The sequence below is a fragment of the Kribbella sp. NPDC050241 genome, from assembly GCF_044459685.1.
Lineage (GTDB): Bacteria > Actinomycetota > Actinomycetes > Propionibacteriales > Kribbellaceae > Kribbella.
Genome location: NZ_JBITJE010000007.1, coordinates 341,437 through 365,146, shown reverse-complemented (window position 1 = coordinate 365,146; position 23,710 = coordinate 341,437). Strand labels below are relative to the sequence as shown.

At 68.3% G+C, this 23,710-nt stretch carries 32 protein-coding genes; 22 read left to right on the top strand and 10 right to left on the bottom strand.

All coding sequences use genetic code 11. The features are described from left to right. Nucleotides 1-20 precede the first annotated feature (20 nt). Complete coding sequence (locus tag ACIBG5_RS30795) at nt 21-485, bottom strand: MarR family winged helix-turn-helix transcriptional regulator (RefSeq protein ID WP_396394997.1); 465 nt, start codon at nt 483-485, stop codon at nt 21-23. A gap of 92 nt (nt 486-577) precedes the next feature. Here ACIBG5_RS30795 and ACIBG5_RS30790 point away from each other — a divergent pair, with 92 nt between their 5' ends. Continuing rightward, nucleotides 578-1,945 carry an FAD-dependent oxidoreductase gene (locus ACIBG5_RS30790; protein ID WP_396394996.1) on the top strand — a complete coding sequence of 456 codons (1,368 nt, stop codon included), beginning with the start codon at nt 578-580 and terminating at the stop codon, nt 1,943-1,945. A gap of 41 nt (nt 1,946-1,986) precedes the next feature. Here ACIBG5_RS30790 and ACIBG5_RS30785 read toward each other — a convergent pair whose 3' ends face one another. After that, nucleotides 1,987-2,451, bottom strand: coding sequence for a MarR family winged helix-turn-helix transcriptional regulator (locus ACIBG5_RS30785; protein ID WP_396394995.1), 465 nt, complete (start codon nt 2,449-2,451; stop codon nt 1,987-1,989). Nucleotides 2,452-2,578: 127 nt separating this feature from the next. On the opposite strand from ACIBG5_RS30785, the gene ACIBG5_RS30780 reads away from it, so the two are divergent. Beyond that, the gene (locus ACIBG5_RS30780) at nt 2,579-3,154 is read left to right on the top strand and encodes a YceI family protein (RefSeq protein WP_396394994.1); all 576 of its coding nucleotides are present in this window, start codon (nt 2,579-2,581) and stop codon (nt 3,152-3,154) included. Between the two features lie 56 nt (nt 3,155-3,210). On the opposite strand, the gene ACIBG5_RS30775 is transcribed toward ACIBG5_RS30780, so the two are convergent. After that, complete coding sequence (locus ACIBG5_RS30775; RefSeq protein ID WP_396394993.1) at nt 3,211-3,810, bottom strand: TetR/AcrR family transcriptional regulator; 600 nt, start codon at nt 3,808-3,810, stop codon at nt 3,211-3,213. Nucleotides 3,811-3,883: 73 nt separating this feature from the next. On the opposite strand from ACIBG5_RS30775, the gene ACIBG5_RS30770 reads away from it, so the two are divergent. Genes ACIBG5_RS30770 through ACIBG5_RS30760 form a run of 3 tightly spaced genes read left to right on the top strand, consistent with a single transcriptional unit; the run spans nt 3,884 to nt 7,017 of the window. After that, nucleotides 3,884-5,029 (top strand): acyl-CoA dehydrogenase family protein, encoded by a 1,146-nt coding sequence (locus ACIBG5_RS30770; RefSeq protein WP_396394992.1) that lies wholly within the window; start codon nt 3,884-3,886, stop codon nt 5,027-5,029. 12 nt (nt 5,030-5,041) lie between these two features. Beyond that, nucleotides 5,042-6,262 (top strand): acetyl-CoA C-acetyltransferase, encoded by a 1,221-nt coding sequence (locus ACIBG5_RS30765; RefSeq protein ID WP_360456184.1) that lies wholly within the window; start codon nt 5,042-5,044, stop codon nt 6,260-6,262. Continuing rightward, on the top strand, nt 6,262-7,017 hold the full coding sequence (locus tag ACIBG5_RS30760; protein ID WP_396394991.1) for an SDR family oxidoreductase: 756 nt from the start codon (nt 6,262-6,264) through the stop codon (nt 7,015-7,017). The genes ACIBG5_RS30765 and ACIBG5_RS30760 overlap by 1 nt, the downstream gene beginning before the upstream one ends. Here the strand turns inward: ACIBG5_RS30760 and ACIBG5_RS30755 are convergent. Beyond that, nucleotides 7,014-7,583, bottom strand: a complete 570-nt coding sequence (locus ACIBG5_RS30755; RefSeq protein ID WP_396394990.1) for a TIGR03086 family metal-binding protein — start codon at nt 7,581-7,583, stop codon at nt 7,014-7,016. The genes ACIBG5_RS30760 and ACIBG5_RS30755 overlap by 4 nt on opposite strands. A gap of 53 nt (nt 7,584-7,636) precedes the next feature. Between ACIBG5_RS30755 and ACIBG5_RS30750 the strand changes: the two genes are divergently transcribed. Next, complete coding sequence (locus ACIBG5_RS30750; RefSeq protein WP_396394989.1) at nt 7,637-8,608, top strand: helix-turn-helix transcriptional regulator; 972 nt, start codon at nt 7,637-7,639, stop codon at nt 8,606-8,608. Here ACIBG5_RS30750 and ACIBG5_RS30745 read toward each other — a convergent pair. Further along, entirely contained in the window at nt 8,599-9,129 is a 531-nt protein-coding gene (locus ACIBG5_RS30745; protein WP_396394988.1) for a hypothetical protein, read from the bottom strand. The two genes, ACIBG5_RS30750 and ACIBG5_RS30745, sit on opposite strands and share 10 nt — an antisense overlap. 250 nt (nt 9,130-9,379) lie before the next feature. Here ACIBG5_RS30745 and ACIBG5_RS30740 point away from each other — a divergent pair, with 250 nt between their 5' ends. From ACIBG5_RS30740 to ACIBG5_RS30730, 3 genes are all read left to right on the top strand, one after another. Beyond that, complete coding sequence (locus tag ACIBG5_RS30740; protein ID WP_396394987.1) at nt 9,380-10,288, top strand: GNAT family N-acetyltransferase; 909 nt, start codon at nt 9,380-9,382, stop codon at nt 10,286-10,288. Beyond that, nucleotides 10,289-11,116, top strand: a complete 828-nt coding sequence (locus ACIBG5_RS30735) for a retropepsin-like aspartic protease (protein ID WP_396394986.1) — start codon at nt 10,289-10,291, stop codon at nt 11,114-11,116. It begins immediately after the preceding gene. A gap of 68 nt (nt 11,117-11,184) precedes the next feature. After that, nucleotides 11,185-12,069 carry a GNAT family N-acetyltransferase gene (locus ACIBG5_RS30730; RefSeq protein ID WP_396394985.1) on the top strand — a complete coding sequence of 295 codons (885 nt, stop codon included), beginning with the start codon at nt 11,185-11,187 and terminating at the stop codon, nt 12,067-12,069. 12 nt (nt 12,070-12,081) lie between these two features. Here ACIBG5_RS30730 and ACIBG5_RS30725 read toward each other — a convergent pair whose 3' ends face one another. Then, complete coding sequence (locus ACIBG5_RS30725; RefSeq protein ID WP_360456206.1) at nt 12,082-12,537, bottom strand: MaoC family dehydratase; 456 nt, start codon at nt 12,535-12,537, stop codon at nt 12,082-12,084. Nucleotides 12,538-12,548: 11 nt separating this feature from the next. Beyond that, nucleotides 12,549-13,304, bottom strand: coding sequence for an SDR family oxidoreductase (locus ACIBG5_RS30720; RefSeq protein WP_396394984.1), 756 nt, complete (start codon nt 13,302-13,304; stop codon nt 12,549-12,551). 90 nt (nt 13,305-13,394) lie between these two features. Between ACIBG5_RS30720 and ACIBG5_RS30715 the strand changes: the two genes are divergently transcribed. The 5 genes from ACIBG5_RS30715 to ACIBG5_RS30695 all read left to right on the top strand — a co-directional run bounded on the left by ACIBG5_RS30715 (nt 13,395) and on the right by ACIBG5_RS30695 (nt 15,914). Beyond that, nucleotides 13,395-13,820, top strand: a complete 426-nt coding sequence (locus ACIBG5_RS30715) for a thioesterase family protein (protein WP_360456212.1) — start codon at nt 13,395-13,397, stop codon at nt 13,818-13,820. Next, nucleotides 13,817-14,236, top strand: a complete 420-nt coding sequence (locus tag ACIBG5_RS30710; RefSeq protein WP_396394983.1) for an acyl-CoA thioesterase — start codon at nt 13,817-13,819, stop codon at nt 14,234-14,236. Before ACIBG5_RS30715 ends, ACIBG5_RS30710 begins: the two co-directional genes overlap by 4 nt. A 15-nt stretch (nt 14,237-14,251) precedes the next feature. Next, entirely contained in the window at nt 14,252-14,671 is a 420-nt protein-coding gene (locus ACIBG5_RS30705; RefSeq protein ID WP_396394982.1) for a globin, read from the top strand. A gap of 28 nt (nt 14,672-14,699) precedes the next feature. Next, nucleotides 14,700-15,128, top strand: coding sequence for an OsmC family protein (locus ACIBG5_RS30700; RefSeq protein WP_396394980.1), 429 nt, complete (start codon nt 14,700-14,702; stop codon nt 15,126-15,128). Between the two features lie 93 nt (nt 15,129-15,221). Then, complete coding sequence (locus ACIBG5_RS30695; RefSeq protein WP_396394978.1) at nt 15,222-15,914, top strand: GNAT family N-acetyltransferase; 693 nt, start codon at nt 15,222-15,224, stop codon at nt 15,912-15,914. Here ACIBG5_RS30695 and ACIBG5_RS30690 read toward each other — a convergent pair. Then, entirely contained in the window at nt 15,862-16,659 is a 798-nt protein-coding gene (locus tag ACIBG5_RS30690; RefSeq protein ID WP_396394976.1) for a mechanosensitive ion channel family protein, read from the bottom strand. The two genes, ACIBG5_RS30695 and ACIBG5_RS30690, sit on opposite strands and share 53 nt — an antisense overlap. Before the next feature lie 45 nt (nt 16,660-16,704). Between ACIBG5_RS30690 and ACIBG5_RS30685 the strand changes: the two genes are divergently transcribed. The 8 genes from ACIBG5_RS30685 (at nt 16,705) to ACIBG5_RS30650 (ending at nt 22,250) form a co-directional block, all read left to right on the top strand. Beyond that, nucleotides 16,705-17,706 (top strand): hypothetical protein, encoded by a 1,002-nt coding sequence (locus tag ACIBG5_RS30685; protein WP_396394974.1) that lies wholly within the window; start codon nt 16,705-16,707, stop codon nt 17,704-17,706. 53 nt (nt 17,707-17,759) lie between these two features. Beyond that, on the top strand, nt 17,760-19,877 hold the full coding sequence (gene malQ, locus ACIBG5_RS30680; protein WP_396394973.1) for a 4-alpha-glucanotransferase: 2,118 nt from the start codon (nt 17,760-17,762) through the stop codon (nt 19,875-19,877). Then, nucleotides 19,861-20,118, top strand: a complete 258-nt coding sequence (locus ACIBG5_RS30675) for a lytic polysaccharide monooxygenase (protein ID WP_396394971.1) — start codon at nt 19,861-19,863, stop codon at nt 20,116-20,118. Before malQ ends, ACIBG5_RS30675 begins: the two co-directional genes overlap by 17 nt. After that, nucleotides 20,051-20,266 (top strand): lytic polysaccharide monooxygenase, encoded by a 216-nt coding sequence (locus ACIBG5_RS30670; RefSeq protein ID WP_396395018.1) that lies wholly within the window; start codon nt 20,051-20,053, stop codon nt 20,264-20,266. The genes ACIBG5_RS30675 and ACIBG5_RS30670 overlap by 68 nt, the downstream gene beginning before the upstream one ends. Before the next feature lie 82 nt (nt 20,267-20,348). Next, on the top strand, nt 20,349-20,852 hold the full coding sequence (locus ACIBG5_RS30665) for a hypothetical protein (protein ID WP_396394970.1): 504 nt from the start codon (nt 20,349-20,351) through the stop codon (nt 20,850-20,852). Between the two features lie 138 nt (nt 20,853-20,990). Then, the gene (locus ACIBG5_RS30660) at nt 20,991-21,272 is read left to right on the top strand and encodes a hypothetical protein (RefSeq protein WP_396394969.1); all 282 of its coding nucleotides are present in this window, start codon (nt 20,991-20,993) and stop codon (nt 21,270-21,272) included. Next, nucleotides 21,259-21,657: a DUF5130 family protein gene (locus tag ACIBG5_RS30655; protein ID WP_360456241.1), complete on the top strand. Its 399-nt coding sequence runs from the start codon at nt 21,259-21,261 to the stop codon at nt 21,655-21,657. Before ACIBG5_RS30660 ends, ACIBG5_RS30655 begins: the two co-directional genes overlap by 14 nt. After that, the gene (locus ACIBG5_RS30650; protein ID WP_396394968.1) at nt 21,654-22,250 is read left to right on the top strand and encodes a GNAT family N-acetyltransferase; all 597 of its coding nucleotides are present in this window, start codon (nt 21,654-21,656) and stop codon (nt 22,248-22,250) included. The genes ACIBG5_RS30655 and ACIBG5_RS30650 overlap by 4 nt, the downstream gene beginning before the upstream one ends. Here the strand turns inward: ACIBG5_RS30650 and ACIBG5_RS30645 are convergent. Further along, the gene (locus ACIBG5_RS30645) at nt 22,220-22,798 is read right to left on the bottom strand and encodes a hypothetical protein (RefSeq protein ID WP_396394967.1); all 579 of its coding nucleotides are present in this window, start codon (nt 22,796-22,798) and stop codon (nt 22,220-22,222) included. The genes ACIBG5_RS30650 and ACIBG5_RS30645 overlap by 31 nt on opposite strands. 336 nt (nt 22,799-23,134) lie before the next feature. After that, on the bottom strand, nt 23,135-23,665 hold the full coding sequence (locus tag ACIBG5_RS30640) for a hypothetical protein (protein WP_396394966.1): 531 nt from the start codon (nt 23,663-23,665) through the stop codon (nt 23,135-23,137). Between the last annotated feature and the right edge of the window lie 45 nt (nt 23,666-23,710).

Here is a 23,710-nt window from a genome sequence, read left to right as displayed (position 1 = left end):
GTGAAGGCACATCAAAGGCTTTAGCTATCGGCTAAAACATCCTTGACCGGCTGCGAGTTGCCGACCGCGTCCGCGAGGAAGGCGGAGATGGTCCGCAGTTCCTCAGTGTTTCGCGACGCCAGGACCGCGTGCATGCGCTCGGCCTGCTCGGCGTAGAGCGGGACGAGCTTGTCCTGGATCGCCTCCGTCGACGGCGTGACCACGACCTTGCGGCGATCACCGGGATCCGGTCGACGGGTGACGAAGCCGTGTGCCTCGAGCCGGTCGATGACACCGGTGACCGTGCCCGAGGTGAGGCCGGTGTGCTCGGCGAGCTCCCTCGGAGTCAGCGGTCCGTAAGTCTGCAGCAGCGTCATGAACTGGGAGTCGCTGGCGCCCAGACCGACCTTCGCGGAGACCGCGTGGTTGAACAGCACGACGCTCGCGATCAGGTGGATCATCCGCTCCTGGATCTCGCCGGCGAGCTCTTCTCTGGCACTGGTCATGGCCACCTCAGCATAGGGGTTGCATTTCTCTCGGATCTCCAAGATACTCAGATTACCAAGATACTTGAATAATCGAGATAAAGGAGAGAGCGATGAAGGTGCTGGTGATCGGTGGCGGGACCGGCGGGCTGGCGCTGGCGCACGGGCTGCAGCGGGCCGGCATCGGTGTGACCGTGTTCGAGCGGGACGAGCTGCGGACCGACGGGCTGCACGGCTACCGGGTCGGGATCGACCCAGATGGCAGCCGGGCGCTGCACGCCCTGCTGCCGGCCGACCTGTACGACACTTTCGTGGCGACCAAGGCGCGTGACCCGAAGTACTTCAACATGCTCACCGAGGACCTGAAGGAGGTCCTGTCGTTCGACCTGCCGGAATCGACCGGCCCGGTCGAGAGCGAGAAGTCGATCAGCCGGATGACGCTGCGACAGGTGTTGCTCACCGGTCTGGACGACGTGGTCGAGTTCGGCAAGGAGTTCACCCGCTTCGAGCAGCACGGCGACCAGGTGACGGCATACTTCGCCGATGGCACCCGGGCGACCGGTGACCTGCTGGTGGCCGCCGACGGCTCGGGCTCGCGGGTACGACGCCAGTACCTGCCGCAGGCCAAGACCGAGGAGACCGGGATCATCGCGATCGCGGGGAAGCTGCCGATCACCGCGGAGTGCGCGAAGCTGGTGCCGCCGAAGGTGTTCGAGGGCATCTCGATGGTCAACGCGCCGCACGGGCTGGCCTGCATCCTGCACGTGATGGAGTTCCAGTGGGACCGTGACGGCAACGTGAAGAGCGGGATCGGCGGCAACACCGAGGAGTTGATCCGGCGCTGGCCCGGGCTGCAGTTCGACAACACCCGCGACTACATCAACTGGGGCCTGTCGGCGACCAGGGACACGATGCCCGGCAACATCATGGAGCTGCGAGGGCAGGAGCTGATCGACGTCGCCCTCCGGCTCACACCGGACTGGCATCCGAATCTGCGGCGGCTGTTCGAGCTGGCCGACCCCGGCACCTGCTTCCCGGTGAACATCTGGACCTCGGTCCCACTGGAGCCGTGGCAGACGACGAACGTGACGCTGCTCGGCGACGCCATTCACACGATGACGCCGGGGCGCGGCGTCGGCGCGAACACCGCGTTGAGGGACGCGGTGAACCTGTGCCGGCAGCTGATCGAGGTACGTGACGGTCGCCAGGAGTTGATCCCGGCGGTACGGGCGTACGAGGCGAAGATGATCGAGTACGGCTTCGACGCCGTACTGAAGTCGCGGGCGCAGATGACGTCCGACGACCCGGTGTACAAGCCGCTGATCGGGCGGCTGGCGCTGGCCGGGATGCGCACCGCGATGCGGACGGTCAACCACCTGCCGCCGGTGAAGCGGCGGATGCGTGACTCGATGCTCGCCTACCGCGGGGCTGACCGTGACGAACTGGCCCTGGAGATCAGCCCGGCCCCGACGGCACGTTGACTAGCCGGCCCGAAACGATCGGGCCGGCGACTGTCAGCGGGTCAGCGCTGGCCGATGTGCTCCGACACGGCGTCGAAGACGCGGCCGACCGCCACGAAGTCCTCGGGGGTGGCCAGGTCGACCAGGTTCTCCCGGACGCCTTCCACGTGGTATGGCGCGGCCTGCTCGAGCAGCTGGAGACCGGCCTCGGTCAGCTCGGCCCAGACGCCGCGCTTGTCGCTGGTGCAGGACGTACGGCGGACCAGCTCGGCGGTCTCCAGCCGGCCCACGGTGTGGGTCAGGCGGGAGCGGCTCTGGTGCAACCGGTCGGCCAGGTCGGCCATCCGCAGCCGCCGGTCGGGCGCCTCGGAGAGCCGGACCAGGATCTCGTAGTCGTTGATACCCAGGCCGAACTGACGCAGGTCGTCGTCCAGTTTCGCCATCAGGCGTGCGGTCCCCAGCAGGTACGCACGCCACGCCACCTGCTGCTCGGCGTCGAGCCACCGGGTCTCAGTCGTCGTCGTCACGGCATCAGTGTACCGGGAATGTAATTGACTTTTAAACCGTTCCTCACTACTGTCGCAGCAAGAGATTGAAATTTTAACCTCCACGCTGCGTCGCCCCCGACCAGTACGCCCCCTTCGAGAGGAACCCATGAGCGAGACCATCAATGCCGGCACGACCCCGACCAGCACCATCCCCGGCCTGGTCGCCGGCACCTACGCCCTCGACACCGCCCACACCGAGATCGGCTTCACCGTCCGCCACCTGATGACCAAGGTCCGCGGCACCTTCCAGGAGTACGCCGGCGAGATCGTCGTGAAGGACTCGCTGGAGGAGTCGAGCGCCAACGTCACCGTCGAGCTGGCCTCCGTGCACACCCGCAGCGAGCAGCGTGACGGGCACCTGCGTTCCGGCGACTTCTTCGACGCCGAGAACAGCCCGAAGATGACCTTCGCCAGCACCGCCTTCAAGCCGGAGGGTGACGACTACATCCTGGCCGGCGAGCTGACGATCAAGAACGTGACCAAGCCGGTCGAGCTCGCGGTCGAGTTCCTCGGCGTGGACCAGAACGCCTACGGCCAGACCATCATCGGCTTCGAGGCCTCCACCTCGATCAGCCGCAAGGACTGGGGCATCGACTTCAACGTGCCGCTCGAGGGTGGCAAGCTCCTGATCGGTGACAAGGTCGACATCCACCTGGACGTCCAGGCGGCTCTGCAGGCCTGACACCTCGGCTGACGTAGCGTCGGAAAGACCCCGCACCGGGTGGGTGCGGGGTCTTCCTATGTCTGGACCATCCGGTGCGCGAGGTCGGCGTACAGCTTGCCCAACGCCTCCGGGTCTGCCCGGTGTGGCGTGTACCACCGGGCCACGTCGATGGACAGCGAGAGTACGGCGAGTGTCGTCCCCGGCAGGTCCGTCACCGCGAACGAGCCGTCGTGTACGCCGTCTGCCAGGACCTGCTCGATCTGCGTGGAGATGGCCCGGCGGATGGTCGCGACCTCGGCGAGGTGCTCGGGCGACAGAGCGGCCAGCTCGTACTGCACGACGCGGGCGATCGTGTGATGCTGCGCGTGCCACGCCGTGAAGGCGGAGACAAGTGAGCGCAGACGGTCCGCGGGCGTTGGACCGATGTCGGCTGAACGCAGTACCTCCAACGCGGCGTTGTGTCCGTACAGGCTGATCTCGAAGAGCAGGCGCTCCTTGGACGGGTAGTGCACGTACAGCGCAGCCGGGCTCATCCCGGCGCGGGAGGCGATGTCGCGCGTGGTCGTCGCCTGGAACCCACGCTCGGCGAAGGCGTCGACGGCGCCGGTCAGCAGCCGGCGCGCGGCGGCCGGCTGGACATGCTCCCAGACCAGGGGACTCGTGACTGCGGACACGTTGACACCATGCACCGGACGGGCGAAGCTAAGCAAGCGCTTAGCCACGAATCTCATCTCTCGGGGAGGCCCCATGGAGCGCGTCATCTTCAACGAGGATCACCACGCTTTCCGGGCCAGTGCGAAGGAGTACTGCGACCGTTCGCTGGTGCCGCGGATGGAGCAGTTCCTCGAGGAGAAGACGGTCGACCGGGCCGCCTGGCTCGAGGCCGGCAAGCAGGGCTTCCTCGGTCTCGACGTGCCGGAGGAGTACGGCGGTTCGAGTGTCGGCGACTACCGGTTCAACGCGGTCTTCGCCGAGGAGGTGTCCAAGGTCTCCGCGTCGCTGTCCAGTTGCTTCGGCATCCACTTCGACTGCTGCGCGCCGTACATCGTCGATCTGGGCACCGAGGAGCAGAAGCAGCGCTGGCTGCCGAAGTTCTGCTCCGGGGAGTACGTCGCCGCGATCGCGATGACCGAGCCGTCCGGCGGATCGGACCTGGCCGCGCTGAAGACGAGCGCGAAGAAGGCCGACGGCGGCTGGGTGGTGAACGGGTCGAAGACCTTCATCACCAACGGCGACATGGCCGACCTGGTCATCGTGGCCGCCCGGACCGACCCGGCCAAGGGCGCGAAGGGCATCACGCTGTTCGTGATCGAGGAGGGCATGGAGGGCTTCGCCCGCGGCCGCAAACTGGACAAGGTCGGCCAGACCGAGTCCGGTACGTCGGAACTGTTCTTCTCCGACGTGTTCGTCGGCGACGACAACGTGCTCGGCGAGGTCGACCGCGGCTTCATCCACATGATGGAGCGGCTGGCCCAGGAGCGGGTCGGCGCCGCGGTGTCGAACATCGCGCAGGCGACCCAGATCCTGGCCGAGACGATCGACTACGTGAAGCAGCGCAAGGCGTTCGGCCAGCCGGTCGGCTCGTTCCAGTACAACAAGTTCCTGGTCGCCGAACTCGTCACCAAGGCCGAGGTCACCCAGGCGTACGTCGACAACGCGATCGTCGCGCACGACGAGGACCGGCTGTCCGCGGTGGACGCGGCCAAGGTCAAATGGTGGGCCGCCCAGGTGCAGAACGAGATCCTGGACGCGTGCGTGCAACTGCACGGCGGCTATGGCTACATGAACGAGTACCGCGTCGCCCGTGCCTGGCGGGACGCCCGTGTGACGAAGATCTGGGCCGGCTCGAACGAGATCATGAAAGAGCTCATCGGCCGTGACCTCGGCCTGTAGAAGGGAAGCGTTGTGCCTGAAGCAGTGATCGTGTCCACGGCCCGCTCGCCGATCGGCCGCGCGTACAAGGGATCGATGACCACGATCCGGCCGGACGACCTCGCCGTACAGATGATCCAGGCGGCGGTCGGCAAGGTCGGGCTGACCGGCGACCAGATCGAGGACCTGGCGCTCGGGTGTGCGGAACCGCACGACGAACACGGCGGCAACATGGCCCGCCGGGTCGCGATCCAGCTCGGCTGGGACAACACCCCGGCGACGACGGTCAACCGGTTCTGCGCGTCGTCGACGCAGACCGCGCGGATGGCCTTCCATGCGATCAAGTCCGGTGAGGGCGACATCTTCGTCAGCGCCGGCGTCGAGTGCGTGTCGCGGTACAAGAACTTCGGCTCGGCCGGGGTCGGTGACCCGAGTTCGTTCAACCCGGTATTCACCGACGCGGTGCAGCGGACCGAGAAGTACGCCGAGACCAACGACACGTGGCACGACCCGCGCGAGGACGGGCAGATCCCGGACGTCTACATCGCGATGGGCCAGACCGCGGAGAACGTGGCGACGCTCAGGGGCATCTCCCGCGCGGAGCAGGACGCGTTCGGCGTCCGCTCGCAGAACCTGGCCGAGAAGGCGATCGGCAACGGCTTCTTCGCGCGTGAGATCACGCCGGTGACGCTGCCGGACGGAACTGTGGTGAGCAAGGACGACGGACCGCGGGCGGGGACGACGCTGGAAGGCGTCAGTGGCCTCAAGCCGGTGTTCCGGCCGAACGGCACGGTCACAGCAGGCAACTGCTGCCCGCTGAACGACGGTGCCGCCGCGGTCGTGATCATGAGCGACACCAAGGCCCGTGAGCTCGGCCTGACCCCGCTGGCGCGGATCGTGTCGACCGGGGTGAGCGGTCTGTCGCCGGAGATCATGGGCCTCGGTCCGGTGGAGGCGTCGAAGCAGGCGCTGGCGCGGGCCGGCATGAGCATCAACGACATCGACCTGGTCGAGATCAACGAGGCCTTCGCGGTCCAGGTGATCGGCTCGGCGCGTGAGCTCGGCATCGACGAGGACAAGCTGAACGTGCACGGCGGCGCGATCGCGCTCGGGCACCCGTTCGGCTCGACCGGTGCGCGGATCATGACCACGCTGGTGAACGGGCTGCAGTTCGAGGACAAGCAGTTCGGCCTGGAGACCATGTGCGTCGGCGGCGGCCAGGGCATGGCGGTCGTCCTCGAGCGTCTCAGCTGATGAGTCTGGAGAACCGTACGGCGATCGTCACCGGAGCCTCCCGGGGGATCGGGCTGGCAGTTGCGCGTCGCCTGGTGGCTGATGGCGCGCGCGTGGTGATCACCGGCCGCACCCAGGAGACGCTCGACCAAGCAGTCGAGTCCCTGGGTGGCCGGGAGCACGCGCTCGCGGTCGCCGGGAAGGCCGCGGATCCCGAGCACCGGGCGACCGTGGTGGCCGCGGCGGTCGCGACGTACGGGTCGGTGGATCTGCTGGTGAACAACACCGGCATCAACCCGATCTACGGCAAGCTGCTCGACGTCGACCACGCGGTCGCGGCCAAGATGGTCGACACGAACGTGCTGGCCGCGATCGCCTGGGTGAAGGCGTGCCGGGACGCCTGGATGCGCGCGCACGGTGGCGCCGTGGTCAACCTGTCCTCGGTGGCCGGCCTGGCGCCGTCGCCGGGTATCGGTTGGTACGGCGCGACCAAGGCGATGGTGTCGCGCGTGACCGCCGAGCTGGCGGTCGAGCTGGCACCGGAGATCCGGGTCAACGCAGTGGCTCCGGCGGTGGTCAAGACCAAGTTCGCCGGAGCCCTCTACGAAGGCCGTGAGGACAAGGTCGCCTCGACGTACCCGTTGCGTCGGTTGGGTACGCCGGAGGACGTTGCCTCGCTGGTGTGGTTCCTGCTGTCGGACGAGTCGTCGTGGATCACCGGTCAGACCATCACGATCGACGGCGGCCTCACCCTAAACGGCGGAATCGTCGCCTAAGGCTGCCGGCCCTGCCAGCCGGCCAGTTGGTCGTACGGCGCTGCGTCGTCGGCGACCGGGACGACGGGGCCGAACGGGACCGGTCCGCCGCGCTGCTCGGCCGGGACGAACCGCCGGACCAGAGGCAGGCAGTATGTCGCCAGCGCGTCGTCGAGCTGTCCGAGGCGATCGGTCGCCTTCGCCAGGTCCCACGAGTGCATGGTGAGCTCGGTGGTGTAGGCAGCGATCGCGGCCGCGCCCGGAAGCGTTGCCCACGGCAACTTGCAGATGCGGTCGAGTACGCCGTCGGCCGCCAGCGTCTCGTCGAGCGCGGTGCGGCGCTGCTTCCACTCGGCCGGAACGTCGTCGACGCTGGTGGTGATGTGCGGTATGTCGAGCGCGTTGCCACCGTTCAGCGCCAGGTCGATCCGGCCGACGACGGTGAGCAGGTGGCCCAGCAGGGTGGTGACGTCGTACTCCGGGCAGGGGGTCGGCCGGTCGAGGTCGTCGGGACCGGTGGTGTCGATCAGGTGCTGCGTCTGGTCGAGAGCACGGATGAGCATCGGACGGGGATCGTTGGTGTTCATGACGACAGCCTCGCGGGGTATATGCGACATCTTCTGTCGCATATTCTGAACTCGTGCGAGCCGACCGGTTGTTGCAGACCATTCTGCTGTTGCAGCGGCATGCGCGGTTGAGTGCGCGGGAGTTGGCCGAGCGCCTGGAGGTGTCGACGCGGACGGTGATGCGCGACATGGAGGCGTTGTCGGCGGCCGGCGTACCCGTCTACACCGAGCGTGGGCGCAACGGTGGCTGCGTGCTGCTGCCTGGGTATCGGGCGGATGTCAGTGGGTTGACGCCGCGGGAGGCGCAGGCGTTGTTTGCCTGGTCGGGGCGATCGGCGTTGTCCGACGAGCTGGGTCTGCGGGATGCGTTGCAGTCCGCGATGGGCAAGCTGTCGGCCACGTTGCCGCTGGAGTTGCAGGACGACGCCGATGCGTTGTCGGGTGCGATCGTGGTGGATCGGCGTCGCTGGTTCGCGGAGGCCGAGGACACCGGGGCGCTGCCGGTACTGCGGCAGGCGGTGGTGACGCGGAGACGGGTGCGACTGCAGTACGCGTCCGCGAGTGAAGGGCATCAGCGCCGTACCGTCGATCCGTGGGGGCTGGTCGAGCAGGCCGGGCGGTGGTATCTCGTCGCGGCGCATCGTGGCGCGGCGCGGATGTATCGCGTGTCCCGGGTCGAGGAGGCCGACATCCTCGAGGAGGCCGCTGAACGACCGGACGGACTGGATGTGCGGGCGGAGTGGGAGCGGCTGCGATCCGGGCTCGAGCGGCATGCTCCCGTCGGCGTGGAGGTGGAGGTTCGGGTGCACCCGGAGCGGGTCGGGGTGATCCGCCGGATCGCCACGCCCATGGTGGCCAAGGGGACGAGGATCCGCGACGTACCCGCGGAGGACGAGTGGCCGCACCTCGCCCTGCACTTCCGTGTCCGCGAGGCCGCGTGCGGTCTGCTGCTCGCTTTCGGGAGCGACGTCGAAGTGGTCGAGCCGGTCGAGCTGCGGACCCGGCTGCTGGAGCTCGCGACCGAGGCGGTCGCGACCTACGGCTGACGTCTGGCCACGAAGGTCTGGCGGAGGATGAAGTTGCCGTCGGCACCTTCGTCCTCGTTGCGCCAGTGGAAGCCGGTCTCGGTGATGCCGGTGAAGGCCCACCGGGTCTTGGCGGTCTGGGACTCGAGCGTGATCGTGTCCTTGCTCGCGTGGGCGATGAACGGCATCACGAAGGCGGCCTTCGGACCCATCCAGGTGGAGCGGAACGCGTTCAGCTCGGGATCGTGGATGCGGATCGACAAGCCCCACTCGCCATCACCGTCGACCGCCCGGGCGGCCCGGCTCGGCGTGATCCAGATGTCGGCGACCGCGCGGCCGTCGAGCGCCCAGGCGAAGTGCCACTCACCCTTGGTCGTCCGGGTGACCGCGCCGGTCTCGTCGTACCAGGAAACGTCGAGGTCCCAACTGCCGATCAGTGGGGCGAACGGGGCGAAGGCCTCCGCGTACTCCGGCCGGGGTCCGTCGGACACCATCAGGCCGGCCAGGACCCTGGCTGCGGCAGCGCCATCGGTAATTTCCATAGCTGCTATTTACTCCTGACGCACCCGGGAGGTGTCAAGAGGATTCGGACTCCCCGCCGCCGGTGACCCCGTCGTGTCCCAGCACGATGGCACTTCCGGCGGTCGGGGCGATCAGTCCGACAGCACCGGGCAACTCTAATGCCCCGGCGTTCCACCACCGAATCGTCCGGAGCGCGCACCTGTTGCGATCACGTTGCTGTTCACCCGTTATTCCGTGGCGAGGCGGAAGGTAGCTGGTTATGGTCCGGGCATGACCACACCGATGCTGATCCGGGCGGCCGTTGGCGACGACGCCGAGGCGGTGGCCGAGGTGCGACGCGCGGTCTACTCGTACAAGATCATGTCGCCCGCCGCGACGCGGCACATGATTACCGTGCAGATGCCGGGCGAGCGGTTCCTGGCGCTGGTCGCCGAGTCCGGCGGTGAGTTGGTCGCCTGGGGATCAGCCGGTCTGAACGTCTGGACCAGCAGTCCGGGCCAGAGCCACGTGTCGATCTATGTGCACCCGGACCATCGCAAGCAGGGCATCGGTAGTGCGCTGGCCGAACGGCTGCACCAGCACCTGAGTGAGGTGGGCGCTGTGCGCGTGCGGTCGTTCGTCCATCCTGACGGCCTCGAGTTCGCCCGCAACCTCGGGTACGACGGGACGCGGCAGATGCACTACGCAGGTGTCGACCCGCGGAAGTTGCCGGCGCAGCCGCCGACCCCGGACGGCATCGAACTCATGACGTTCGACCAGGTGGATCCGCACCAGGCCTACACCGCCGACACGGTCGCGTCGCTGGACGAGCCGGGTGACTCGCCGATCGACGCCGTCGGCTACGACGAGTGGCTCGACGAGATCTGGAACGGTCCAGGGCTGGACAAGTCGCTGAGCGTTGCCGCGATGGCGGGTGACGAGATGGCGGCGTTCACCGTGATCGAGACCGCCGGCGACCGCGCCTGGTCGGGCATGACCGGAACCAACCCGGCGTACCGGGGTCGCGGTCTGGCCAAGCTGGTCAAGTCGGTCGCGCTCCGCCGCGCCGCCGACGCCGGCATCACCGCCGCCTACACCTCGAACGACGATGAGAACGGACCGATGCTGGCCATCAACAACTGGCTCGGCTATCAACGCGTCCAGACGGAGTACGGCCTCCTGCGCACGCTCTCCGAGTAGATGACGACCGTCGGTTTCGACCGGGTGCAGCACCTGGTCCGGGTGCACGTGCGGCTGGGCGACGCGGAGTACCGCTTCCTCGTTGACACCGGCATCGGAATCACGGTCGTTGCCTCGGCCATCGCGAGTCGTGCCGACGTCCTGCCCACGGGCGAGACCTACACCGGGCGGCGGATGTCGGGTCAGGAGGTCGAGGCGCCGCTTGTTCGGCTGCCGGTGCTCGGGGTCGGTGACTACGCCGTCGACGGGCAGGTCGCGGGTGTCGCCGACCTCGGGGATGCGGACGATCCGAACGGTTTCGCCGGGATCATCGGACCCGGGTTCTTCGAGAATCACACGGTCACCACGGATCCGGACGCGATGACTCTGACGGTGCTGCCGCGCGAGAGCTTCCAGGCTGACGGTCCCGAGGTTCCGCTCGACGTGCGGCGGGAATCGGTGTCGGTGGATCCGTTCACCCAACTGGTGTTGCCGAGTGGGCGCGAGATCTGTGTCGAGGTGGACACCGGGTCGGACAGCCTGATCCTCGACACGCGGTTCATGGCCGACTGCGGCGTGGATCTCGAGAGCCCGGATCTCGAGACGCGGACCGGGACGGACGAGACCGGCTACGAGTGGACGCGGCGCTGGGTCACGATTCCGGGCAGTGTGCACCTGGCGGCCGCGCCCGAAACCGCCCAATCGTCACCCAGGGTTCAGTTTCAGGACATCGTTCACGACGGTCTGGTTGGCGCGGGGTACCTGGAGCGGTACAGGATGACGTTCGACGTGACTGGCGCGCGCTTGGTGCTCGGTCCCCGTGGCGAAACGGCTGAGACACAGCTGTAATCGGGTCTGTATCCGGTCTGCACCTGATTGCGGGTTATGTTCCGGAGAACTTCGCTGAAGGAGTTCGCATGGAGATCAGGGCTGCCGAAACGGGGGATGTCGAAGGGGCGATCGCGTTGCACGATGCCCTCGCACCATACTTGGTGGTCACGCGAACCGCGTTGACCCGCAGACTGCAGGCTCCGCCCGCGCTGGGACTGGGAACCTTCGCCGCCGTGGACGCGGGCGAGGTCGTGGGCTGGGGGTCGACCGCGCTGATCGCGGGGTCGGAACCGCTGGACGGGCAGTTGCGGGTGCTGGTCCGGCCTGACTACCGCGGCCGGGGGATCGGTGCGAAGTTGCTGGAGGCAACCCACCGGGACCTGCGGGCGGCCGGTGCGACCAGTGCGCGGGTGTTCGCCGACCCGTCAACCGTGGAATGGGCGGCCCGGTGGGGCTACCGGCAGACCCGGCAGGTGCACTACGCGGGCATCCACCCACCCAAGGCACCCGACGTCCCGGGAGCCCCGACCGGAGTGGAGCTGGTCGGTCTGGACCAGGTCGATCCACGCAAGCTCTACGAGGCCGACGAAGTTGCCCAGCGCACCAAACCGGGTGACGCCAAGATCACCACCCGGCCGTACGACGACTGGCTCGCGGGCATCTGGAACTCGCCGTCGATGGTGCTCGACCTGAGTACGGCGGCCCTCTACGACGGCGAGATCATCGCGTTCACCCTGGGCAACGGCGATCACACCAAGATCTGGTCCCAGATGACCGCGACGATGCCGGAGTACCGCGGCCGCGGCCTGGCCAAGCTGGTCAAGTGCGCCGCCCTCCGCCGCGCCGCCCAGGCCGGCGTCCGCGGCGCCTACACCGCCAACTACGACGGCAACGCCCCGATGATCGCCGTCAACGAGTGGCTCGGCTACGACCGCGTCGCCACCCACGCCGTACTGATCTGCCCGCTCTAACCCCTCGCCCGGTCAGGGGACGAGCAGTACGACGGTCTCCGCGACGCAGGCGGGTTTGGTGGAGTTCTCCAGTTCGATGACCCAGTTGAGGGAGACCTGGACGCCGGCCGGGGTCTCGACGGCGTTGGAGATCGAGGCGCTGGCGCGGACACGGGTGCCGACCGGAACAGGGGCCGGGAAGCGGACCTTGTTGACGCCGTAGTTGAGCTTCGCGGTCACGCCGCTGACCGAGAACAGTTCGTCACCGAACCGCGCGATCAGGCTCAGGGTGAGGTAACCGTGCGCGATCGTCCCGCCGTACGGCCCCTGCTTGGCGCGCTCGACGTCGACGTGGATCCACTGGTGGTCCCCGGTGGCATCGGCGAACGTGTTCACCTGCTCCTGGGTGATCTCCAGCCACTGGCTCTCGCCCAGTGGGGTGCCGACCGCGTGCACGACCTCGTCGACACCGGTGAACGACTGCGCCATCTGCAACTCCCTCAGTTTCGCGGTCCGCCGGCAACGTACAGGACCTGGCCGGAGACGAACCCGGCCTCCTCGCTGCAGAAGAACGACGCCGCCGCGGCGATGTCGTCGGGCTTGCCGGTCCGGTTCACCGGGATGGTGGCCGCGGTCGCCTTCTTGAACTCCTCGAAGTCCACCCCGACCCGGGCCGCGGTCGCCGCGGTCATGTCGGTCTCGATGAACCCGGGCGCGATCGCGTTCGCGGTGACACCGAATTTGCCCAACTCGATCGCCAGCGTCTTCGCCAGGCCCTGCAGGCCGGCCTTCGCGGACGCGTAGTTCGCCTGGCCGCGGTTGCCCAGCGCCGACGTGGAGGAGAGGAACACCATCCGGCCGTAGCCGGCCTCGACCATGTGCGCCTGGCAGGCGCGGGACATCAGGAAGCTGCCGCGCAGGTGCACCGACATCACGGTGTCCCAGTCGTCCTCGGACATCTTGAACAGCAGGTTGTCGCGCAGTACGCCGGCGTTGTTCACCAGCACCGTCGGTGCGCCCAGCTCGGCCACCACGCGCTCGACGGCGGCGGTCACCTGATCCGACTTGCTGACGTCGCAGCCGATCGCGATCGCCTTGCCGCCCGCCTCGGTGATCGCCTTGACGGTGCCCTCACAAGCGCCCTCGTCGAGGTCGAGGACGGCCACCGCGTTCCCGTCCTTCGCCAGCCGCAGTGCGACGGCCGCGCCGATTCCCCGGGCCGACCCGGTCACGATCGCTACCCGCTGATCAGTCATCCGCGCTGCTCCTTCGCTCGTGCTGCTGCCGGGGATGACATTACCCACGCTCCGTCACGCCGGGAGTACTCCGGATGCGATGATCGCCGTGTGGATCATCACAACCGCCATGTCTACTACTGCCCGCTGCGGTGGGGTGACATGGACGCCCTCGGGCATGTGAACAACGGACGGTACGTCGACTACCTGCAGGACGCCCGCGTCGACTTCCTGTTCCGGACCGCCAAGGAGCTCGGCGCGGACGACCTGGAGACCGGCCTGCTGGTGGCCCGCCACGAGGTCGTGTACCGCGCTCCGCTGCAGTACCGGCCCGAGCCGGTGCGGATCGAGCTGTGGATCAGCGAGATCAAGGCCGCGTCGTTCACCGTGGACTACGAGATCCTCGACGCCGAGCCCGAGCGCCGGACGTACGTCGAGGCGCGGACCCGCCTGGTGCCGTTCGACTTCGCCGCCAACCGCCTGCGCCGGATCAGCCCGATCGAGCGCGAGGCCCTGTCAAAGCTGGTGGGCGCATGAAGTACACCCATCCCGTTCTGGTCCGGTGGTCGGACATCGACTCCTACGACCACGTCAACAACGTCCGGTACTTCGACTACCTGCAGGAGGCCCGGATCGCGTTCCTCGGTGAGGTCCTCGGCGTCACCGGCGACGTGTTCGCCGTGCACTCGGTCGTCCTGGTCAGCCAGACCGTGGACTACCTTCGCCCGATCCTGCTGCGGCACCCGCCGTACGACGTCGACGTGTGGGTCGACGCGGTTGGTACGACGTCGTACACGCTCGGCTCGTGGATCCTCGACCGCAGCGGTGAGAGCGAGGACGTGTACGCCAAGGCGGTGTCCGTGCTCGTCGCCACGGACCCCGACACCCACGCCAAACGCCCCCTGTCGGCGTCCGAACGGGCAGCCCTGCTCAAGCACATTGAGACCACTTGAGACACTGGGATCGACATGAGTGACCAGCAGAGCTTTTACGACGCTGTCGGTGGGGCGGAGACCTTCCACCGTCTGGTGGCCGCGTTCTACCGCGGTGTCGCCGCCGACCCCGAACTCCGCGCGCTGTACCCGGAGGAGGACCTCGGTCCGGCCGAGGTGCGCTTCCGGATGTTCCTGGAGCAGTACTGGGGCGGTCCACGCACGTACTCCGAGCAGCGCGGGCACCCGCGGCTGCGGATGCGGCACGCCCCGTTCGCCGTCACCCCGAGCGCCCGGGACCTTTGGCTCGGCCACATGCGCGCGGCACTGGACGAGATCGCCTTGACGCCGGAGCAGGACAACCAGATCTGGACGTACATGGTGATGGCCGCGCAGAGCATGGTGAACACCGACGAACCGCAGTACCCCGGCGCGATCGACGTGTCCGGCCGCTGACCCTCTCTTCGAAGGAGAAAACACGAGCATGGCTACCACTCGTACGGCCAAGGCCCACTGGGAAGGCTCGCTGATGGAGGGCGCCGGCAAGGTTGCCCTGGAGTCGTCCGGGATCGGCACCTACGACGTGACCTGGGCCTCCCGGGCGAACGAGGCGAACGGCAGGACCAGCCCGGAGGAGCTGATCGCGGCCGCGCACTCGACCTGCTTCTCGATGGCGCTGTCGCACGCGCTGGCCGGTGCCGGCAACGCGCCGGAGGCGATAGACACCCAGGCCGACGTGACCTTCCAGCCGGGTGAGGGCATCACCGGCATCAAGCTGTCCGTGAACGGCAAGGTCCCCGGCATCACCGCCGACGAGTTCGCCGAGTTCGCCGAGGGCGCGAAGAAGAACTGCCCGGTCTCCCAGGCCCTGTCCGCCGTCCCGATCACCCTGGACGTCACCTTCAGCGCCTGACATCTCCAGCCGACACCGACCAGGAGCCGTTGCGCCTGGTCGGTGTCGTGTTTCTGCGAGACAGTGCCGTGTGGTGCTGGGCATACTGCGCGGGTGCATGAGTTGCTCGACAACCACCTGGCGTTCCTGGCTGCCCATCGAGGCGAGGTCCGACGTACGGCCACCGGAATCGAGGTGGTCGGTGAGGACGCGTACTTCTCGGCGTGGATCCCGCTGACGGCAGATGCGGAGCTCCCGGAAGGGACCGCCACAGTGCGGTTGGTGCCGTGGAGCGGGGACGGATGGGAAGAGCGGCTGGCTGGCGCCGGGTTCGAGGCGACCGAGGTGCTGGTGCACATGGAGGCGCCGCCGGACGCAGTCGACGGTGACCCGATCACGCCGATCGCGACAGACGACGACGCGGTGGCGTTCGCCGAGGTGCAGGGTGCCGCCTTCCTCGACGACGACGATCCGGACATCGAGTGGTGGCGGGCGATGCTCCGCGAGAAGGCTGTGAAGAACTACTCCGCGCCGGAGCAGTCGCTCTACGTCCTACGCGTCGACGGCGACCCGGCTGCGGTGACGCTGGTCCTGCGGTCTGGACCGGTGACCGGGATCTACGCGGTCGCCACCAAACCGGCGTACCGGGGACGCGGGTTGGCCTCGGCGCTGCTCGCCCAGGCGCGGCGGGACGCGGCCGGTGGGCGGCTCACGCTGCAGGTGGTGGAGGGATCGGACGCGGAACGGCTCTACCTCAAGCTCGGCTTCCGTCCTGCTTTCTGGTCGCCGCACTTTCGTCGCCCTTAGCCTCGATCGCGGCCTCAGCCTCGGCCTCCTCCTTCTCGGTCGCGCTGCCGACCCCGGACGACCCGGTGCTGGCTGGGTCCCGGGTGGTCAGGTTGCCGACGCGGAGGACCTCGCCGTTGCGGACGTACCAGGTGGTGCCGTCCTCGCCTCGGAGCGTGGTGATGCGCAGCCCCACGGCAACGACCACACCGGTGGCCTTCTCCATGTCGATCAGGTCGCCGACGCCGTACTGGTCCTCGAAGATCATGAACACGCCGGCCAGGAAGTCCTTCACCAGCGTCTGCGCGCCGAAGCCGAGCGCGACACCGATGATGCTGGCCGACGCGATCACCGGGAGGATGTTGAAGCCGAGCTCGGCCAGCACCATCACCACCAGGATCGACGTCAGCACGATCGTCACCGTGCTGCACAGCAGGGAGGCGATCGTCTCGGCCCGTTGGGTCCGGCGTTCGCCGGCCAGGTTGTTCTCGACGAAGCCCTGGCCGATCTTCGACTTCGACAGCACCCCGGCGACGGCGCCGTTGCCGGTCCGCCGGGCGAACCGGCGGATCAGCTTGTGCAGCACCCAGCGCAGCACGAAGAAACCGATGATCAGCCCGGCGATCCGGGCCGGGACCATGAAGATCTGGTCGGTCACCTCCAGCTTGCCGTCGTTGCCCATCCGGAAGAACGTCGGGAAGTCCTTAGGCAGCGAAAGCAGGGGGTGACTGATCGTGGACACAAGGTAGCTGGTCAGAATAGGCATCTCGCCGCCCGATCTTAGTAAGGCTGACAAGGGAGACGCGATCGCATGCCCAGCCGGCTGGATGACGAGCTGTCCCGGCTCGTGAGCGCTGGTGTGCTGCGCCAGTACCAGGCCGACGCTCTGCGAGACGCTGCGGACGCCGAGATCGACGCGGCGCTGGCCGATCCTGGGCGGGGCCGGCCGGAAGCTCCCGCCCAGCCACCGAAGCCGAAGGCCCCGCCGGCTGTGTCGCATGCAGGCGCGCTCATCGAGGTGCTCGGCTACATCGGCGGTGCACTGCTGCTGGGAGCGGTCGCGCTGCTGACGATCGCGAACTGGGGTGAGATGGGCCACGCCGCCCGGGTCACCACGGGGACCAGCGCCACGATCGTCCTGCTCGGCGCCGCCGCCATCCTCGCGCTGCTGCGCCGTCAGGACCAGCTGAGCTCGGCGCTGGCGGCTCTCGGCTGCTGCGTGGCCGGTTTCGCGACGTACGTCGCCATCGAGGGGGAGACGGGGCGGGTCATCGGCGTCGCGGTGGCGCTGGCGCTGGTCGCGATCGGGGTGTGGTGGCTGGCCGGCTCTTCGTTGCTTGTAGCAACGTTCGGGATCCTGGCCGTCGGCGTCCTGGTGCTCACCGCGGACGTGCTCACTCCGGACGACGGTACGGCGACCAATACGGCCGGGATCGCCGGGACCGGGTTCATCCTGGTGGCGTTCGTGATGGCGCTGCTCGGACTGGTGCGGGACCAGGTGACCGCGTGGTCGCTGGCCGGGGCAGCGATGTTCAGCTCGTCGATCTGCTGGCTGGTCCAGGAGCGCGGCGAAATCATGGCTCTGGCCGTCGGCACGGCCGGTCCGGCCGCTCTGCTGGTCGCGTACGGTCGCCGGCACGCATCGGCGTACGCCGTGGTGGGCTGCGCGATCCTGCTGGTCATCTGGCCGACCGCGCTCTATCAGTTGACCGACAACGTCGCGGGTGTGGCCATCGGTCTGGTCGTCGCCAGTGCCGCGCTGCTGTTCGCCGTGCTGCTGCTGAGCCGTCGCCGCTCCAACGCGAACCAGTGAACGCGGCGCGCGGCGTTACGCAGTACGGCGGTTGATGCGGCAGACTCGCTGAGGTGACTGCTCCTACTCCGGCCCTTGTCGAGCTAGCGGTTGCCCATGGGGTGGCGACGGAGTACTGGAACTGGCAGGGCGAGCATGTGATCGTCTCGAGCGAGGTGGTCGCCGCCGTGCTCGCGGCGCTCGGGGTGGACGCTTCCACGCCGGAGAAGGCGGCCGACGCGCTCGCGGAGCACCAGCAGACGCGCTGGCGTCGTACGTTGCCCGCCACTGTGGTGATGCGGGAGGGGTGGACGCCCTGGTTCGCCGTTCACCTGCCGCATGGGTCCAGCGCCGAGGTGTGGGTGGACCTCGAGGACGGTGGGCAGCGGCGTGACATCCCGCAGCAGGACCACTGGGTCGAGCCGGAGTGGATCGACGGTGTGCAGCTCGGTGAGGCGACGTTCCAGTTGCCGGGCGACCTGCCGCTCGGGTACCACCGGCTCTGCGCGCGAGTCGGGACCAGTCCGGAGATCTCGGTCAGCACGTTGATCGTCACACCGCGCAAGCTGGAGCCGGAGAGGCTGCGACGTACCTGGGGCTGGGTTCTGCAGCTGTACTCGGTTCGCTCGCGCCGGTCGTGGGGGATCGGTGACCTGCATGACCTAGCCGACCTCGCCGCCTGGTCCGCGAACGACCTGGGCGCCGGCTTCGTGCTGGTGAACCCACTGCACGCCGCGGAGACGTCCGGCCGGATGGAGCCGTCGCCGTACCTGCCGGCCTCGCGGCGGTTCGCCAACCCGATCTACCTGCGGATCGAGGACATCGACGAGTACGGCGACTTGGCGCCGGCGGAGCGGGATCGGGTCCGGGCACTCAGCCTGCAGACGCGGGCGTTGAGCGAGGACCCGACCGCGCTGGACCGCGACACTGTCTGGGCGGCGAAGCGGGAGGCGCTGCAGCTGCTGTTCGGTGTCCGCCCGTCGATCGGCCGGATCGCGGAGTACGGCGCCTACTGCGACCGCGAGAGCCAGGGGCTGATCGACTTCGCCACGTGGGCCGCGATCGCCGACGTGCACGGGCCGGAGTGGAGCAAGTGGCCGGAGGAACTGCAGGAGCCGACCGCACCGGCTGTTGTTGCCTTCCGCAACGAGAATCCCGACGCGGTGGAGTTCCACTGCTGGCTGCAGTGGCAGATGGACGAACAGCTTGCTCGCACCCAGGCGCGGGCCAGGGCCGCGGGCATGTCGCTGGGCGTCGTCCATGACCTGGCTGTCGGCGTACATCCGGATGGCGCGGACGCTTGGGCGCTGCAGAATGTGCTGGCTCCCGGCATCCACGTCGGTGCACCGCCGGACGCGTTCAACCAGCAGGGTCAGGACTGGTCGCAGCCGCCGTGGCGGCCGAACGCACTGGCCGAGACCGGGTACGCCGCCTGGCGGGATCTGGTCCGGGCGGTGATGCGGCACGGTGGCGGGCTCCGGATCGACCACATCCTCGGCATTTTCCGGCTCTGGTGGGTGACGTCGCCGGAGCGGCCGACCGAGGGCACGTACGTCCGCTACGACCACGAGGCGCTGGTCGGCATCCTCGTACTCGAGGCGACGCGCGCCGGCGTGACGGTGGTGGGCGAGGACCTCGGCACGGTCGAGCCGTGGGTGCGTGACTACCTGACCGAGCGCGGCATCCTCGGTACGTCGGTGCTGTGGTTCGAGGGAGACCGGGACGGCAACCCGCTGGCACCGGAGCGCTGGCGGGAGCTCTGCCTGGCCACGGTCACCACTCACGACCTGCCCCCGACGGCCGGCTACCTCGCCGGCGACCACGTCGAACTGCGCAACCGGCTCGGTCTGCTCACCAGACCGGTCGAGGAGGAGCTCGCAGTGGACGAGGCGGATCGCGACTCCTGGCTGAACGCGCTCCGCGAGCGACATCTGCTCAGCAACACCGACGGCGACGTGGAGCGCATCGTCGAGGCGCTGCACCAGTACGTCGCTCATACGCCGGCGAAGCTGGTCGGCGTGGCATTGACCGACGCCGTCGGCGAACGTCGTACTCAGAACCAACCGGGCACCACGGACGAGTACCCGAACTGGCGCGTGCCGCTCGGCGGCCCGGACGGCCAGCCCGTGATGATCGAGGACCTGCCCAACAACCAGCGCCTCCGCCGACTGATCGGTGCCCTCAACATCTAGCTTTCTGCGCACGGGTGCTTACGAACCGTTGACAATAGATTTGAACGGTTGTTTTCTATGTGTCGACCAGCGCGGGGGAGCGTGGCCGGCCACTCAGCTCACCTCGGGTGCGAGCTACACGTTCAACTGGCACCTGACCGCACCGCACTCCACCACCGACCTTCAAGTACTACATCACCAAGCAGGGGTGGGATCAGAACGTCCCACTCACCCGCCGCGCTCGACCTGGACCCGTTCCTGACGGTGCCGATGAACGGCGGCCGCCCGCCAACGACGTCAGCCACCCTGGCACCCTGCCGAACCGGTCCGGACGGCACATGATCCTGGCGGTGTGGACCATCAACGACACCGCGAACGCCTTCTACCAGTGTTCGGACGTTAATTTCTGATTCAACGGGACGTTTCGTGAATTACTTTCGGGGGAAGTGCACTCCTTGAAATATCCGCCCCGTATTTCGAGGAGTGTCCCCCATGAAGTCAGTGCTCCGTCGTGTCCTCATCCCCGTCGTCGCCGTCATCGCCGGGCTGCTGCCCGCGGTGGTCGCCGTCGACCAGGCGTCCGCGCTCACCAAGCTCACGCACTCGCAGGCGACCGCGATCTTCAGGGCCGCCGGCATCACCTGGTCGTCCAGCGGCGGTTGCTCGGACTGGAACAACCCGACCTGTACGTCGTTCACGAACATCAACGACTCCACCGTGTACGGCGTCCGCACCCTGAAGCAGGCGAGTGGGTGCGCCGTGAACATCACGGGTGGGACCGAGGTTGGTCACGCCAGTGGCACCTACAGCCACCGCAACGGCTACAAGGTCGACATCTCGGTGTACACGTGTGTCAGCAACTACATCCGCGGCACTTTCACCCGGATCGCCGACCGTGGTGACGGCGCCCAGCAGTGGCGCTCGGGCGCCGGCAACATCTACGCCAACGAAGGCAACCACTGGGACATCACGTACTACAACTGCGGTGGTTGCTGAGAGAAGAACCAACAGCGCTTCGCGCTGTGCTGGAGGGAGCAACCGCGGTGGTTGCTGACAGCTTTGTCTCTTCTTCATGGTTGTCTCGGGGTGAGCCCCGGGGCAACCGTGGAGGGGTGGGGGACTAGGCTCTGGAGCGTGATCTCTCTGCTCTCCGGCCACACCGTGCTGGTGTTCGTCGGTATCCCCGTGCTGGTCATCGCGGTGGTGGCGCTGCTGGTCTTCGCGCCGTCGATCGCGAAGGGGCCGCGCTACCGCCCAGGCCTGTCCTGGTGGGCTCCGCCGGTCTGGATCAACGGTCCGGTCGCGACCAAGCCGGACCCGGCCCATCTGCCCGAGCTGCCCGGTGCGCCGGGGACCCCCGCGACCGCCGGCAGCGGCGTCGCCCGCACGACCGGAGGCGCAAGTGCCAGCTGGTGACGCATTCACTCCTGACCAGCTCTACGACATCGAGCGAGCGGTCCGGCACGCCGAGGAGGTGTCCGGCCTGCACTTCTCCGTGTACGTCGGTGGAGCGGACTCCGAGACCCGCCCGTTCGCGCTGGAGCTGCTGAACGAGCTCGAGGACCCGGACCACACAGTCCTGGTGTACGTCGACCCCGCGGGGCGCCGCCTGGAGATCGTCACCGGAGCGCTCGCCAAGCGGCAGCTGTCGGACACGGCAGCCGGTCTGGCCGCGCTGGCGATGCAGACCTCGTTCGCCACTGGTGACCTGACCGGCGGTCTGGTCACCGGCGTCCAGCAGCTGGGCACCCACGCGCACCAGGCGCCGCTGCTGCACGCGAACGAGCCGCACAAGCAGTGAGCCCGGCGCTCCAGCCACGCCGGATCGAGCTCGGCGACGTCGTACTGCGTCCGTTCGTCCGGTCGGACGAAACCGAGGTGGCCGATGCGCTGCGCGACCCGGACATCCTGCGCTGGACCGGAGGTACAGCGGTGATCCGCACTCCGGCGGAACATCGCGCCCGGCGGTGGCTGGAGCCGCGGATCGACGGCTGGGCGCGTGGCAGCGCGGTGTTCGCCATCGCGGATGCGGCGACGGACCAGGTGGTGGGCACCGTGTCAGTCCGCGACGTCAACCGGGTGCCTGAGCAGGCGGTCGTCGCCTACTGGGTCAGCCCCTCGGCGCGCGGCCGCAGGCTCGGTGCCCGTGCACTCGACGCGGCGGCCCGGTGGGCGTTCGCGTCGGATGGTCTCGGGCTGCACCGCCTCTCGCTGGACCACTCGCTGATCAACGAGGGCTCGTGCCGGGTGGCGACGCGGGCGGGTTTCCACCTGGAAGGGACCATGCGGGACTACTTCGTCGAGGCGAACGGCGAGCGTCACGACTCGCACCTGCATGCGCGGCTCGCGACCGATCCGCCGCCTCAGCTGCCCGGCGCGGCCGCAGGCTCGTAGGTGGGGCAGGCAGGGTTGCTGTACGCCTTCTGGGTCCTCGGCGCGGAGCACACCTCGAGGACCTGCTCCGACGATGAGCCCGGGCCGAGGTAGACGACCCAGCTGTCGGTCATCGGCTCCATGGAGCTGTCCGCGAGGCCGGGGTACTGACCGTTGACCAGCATGGCTTTCGCCGGCACGCCGGCCGCGATGAGCTTGGCCGCCGTACCCTTCGCGACCGTGTCGGCCTCCAGGCCGACGTCGGTCGGGTACTTGTCGAGGACCGCGATCCACTGGCCGCGTTTGAAGGCCGGCGAGGTCGGGCCGGTGTTGACCGCCGGCGTAGTGGCGCGCGCCTTCGGTGCCGGCGTGCTGGGTGGCGGCTTGCGGTCCGCCTTGGCCGTGCCGGCCGACGGCTCCGGATCCGGACTCGCTGTCGCACCACCCTCGGCTGGAGCCGCGGCGCCGTTCGGTACGGCGCCCGTCCGCAGACCGTCGTCGGTCGTCGGCCCGGCCGATCCCCGCGTCAGGATGAACGCGAACACAGCAAGCATCGCGGCCGCGGCCACGATCGAAGCGCCGATGGCGCTGTGCGACCGCTGGGCCTTCCGCGGCTGCTCCGCGGGGGACTCGCGGTGCCGTGAAGGGCGGTGATGTCTCCGTGCTGCCCGGGCGGGCGGCCTGCGGTGATCCACGGGTGTCACGGCAAGGGCCTCTCCCCACAGTTTCCCTGCAATCGGCTGAATCACCCGCAGCTTAAACCGAACCAGCGAGTAAGTGAGTCTTCTTCAGGTGGCGAGAATCTCCTTCTCCACAAGGGAATCGCCGTCCGCGCACGTGTCCTCACGATGCGCCGACGAGCAATCGTTTGAACCTCACGCGCTGCGTCGGAGCGGTGACTGGAGCTACGTCCCGGAGGGGATGCCGTCGAGTTTGGGTTGCGGCCGGGTGTCGAGGGCGTCGTCCAGCCAGGCGTCGATGTCGACACCTGCGCCGAGGATGTGAGTCACGTACGACGCACGCTCGTGGCTGAGGACCTCTTGTTCCCAGACGCAGGGACCCGCGCCGATCGGGGCCGGCCGCAGATCGTCGGCCTCCATCCCGCTGAAGATGCTGAGCCGCGACTGGAAGTCCTTCGACCAGCTCTGTACGACGAGGTAGATCGCGTCGTCGCCGAGGTGCAGCACGACCACGGCCAGACCGAGCGCGCCCATCGCGTCGTCGAACTCGAGTTGCCTGGTGGCGGTGGCACGGGCGACCTCCACCATGTGGTCGTCCCACTGCCGTCCGCGTGCGGTGACGACGTACGGCTTCACGAGCCGGTGCGGGTACCGCCAGGGCATCAGCGGCGTGACAGGTCGCGGGCGGTACGCCTCTGCGAGTCCGGTCAGCGCAACGGCTGCCGCACCGGCCAGGGCGGGGTCAGAAGCGGGCACCCCATCAGTTCTACAGGTCATCAGGCCGACCACGACAGCACCGGC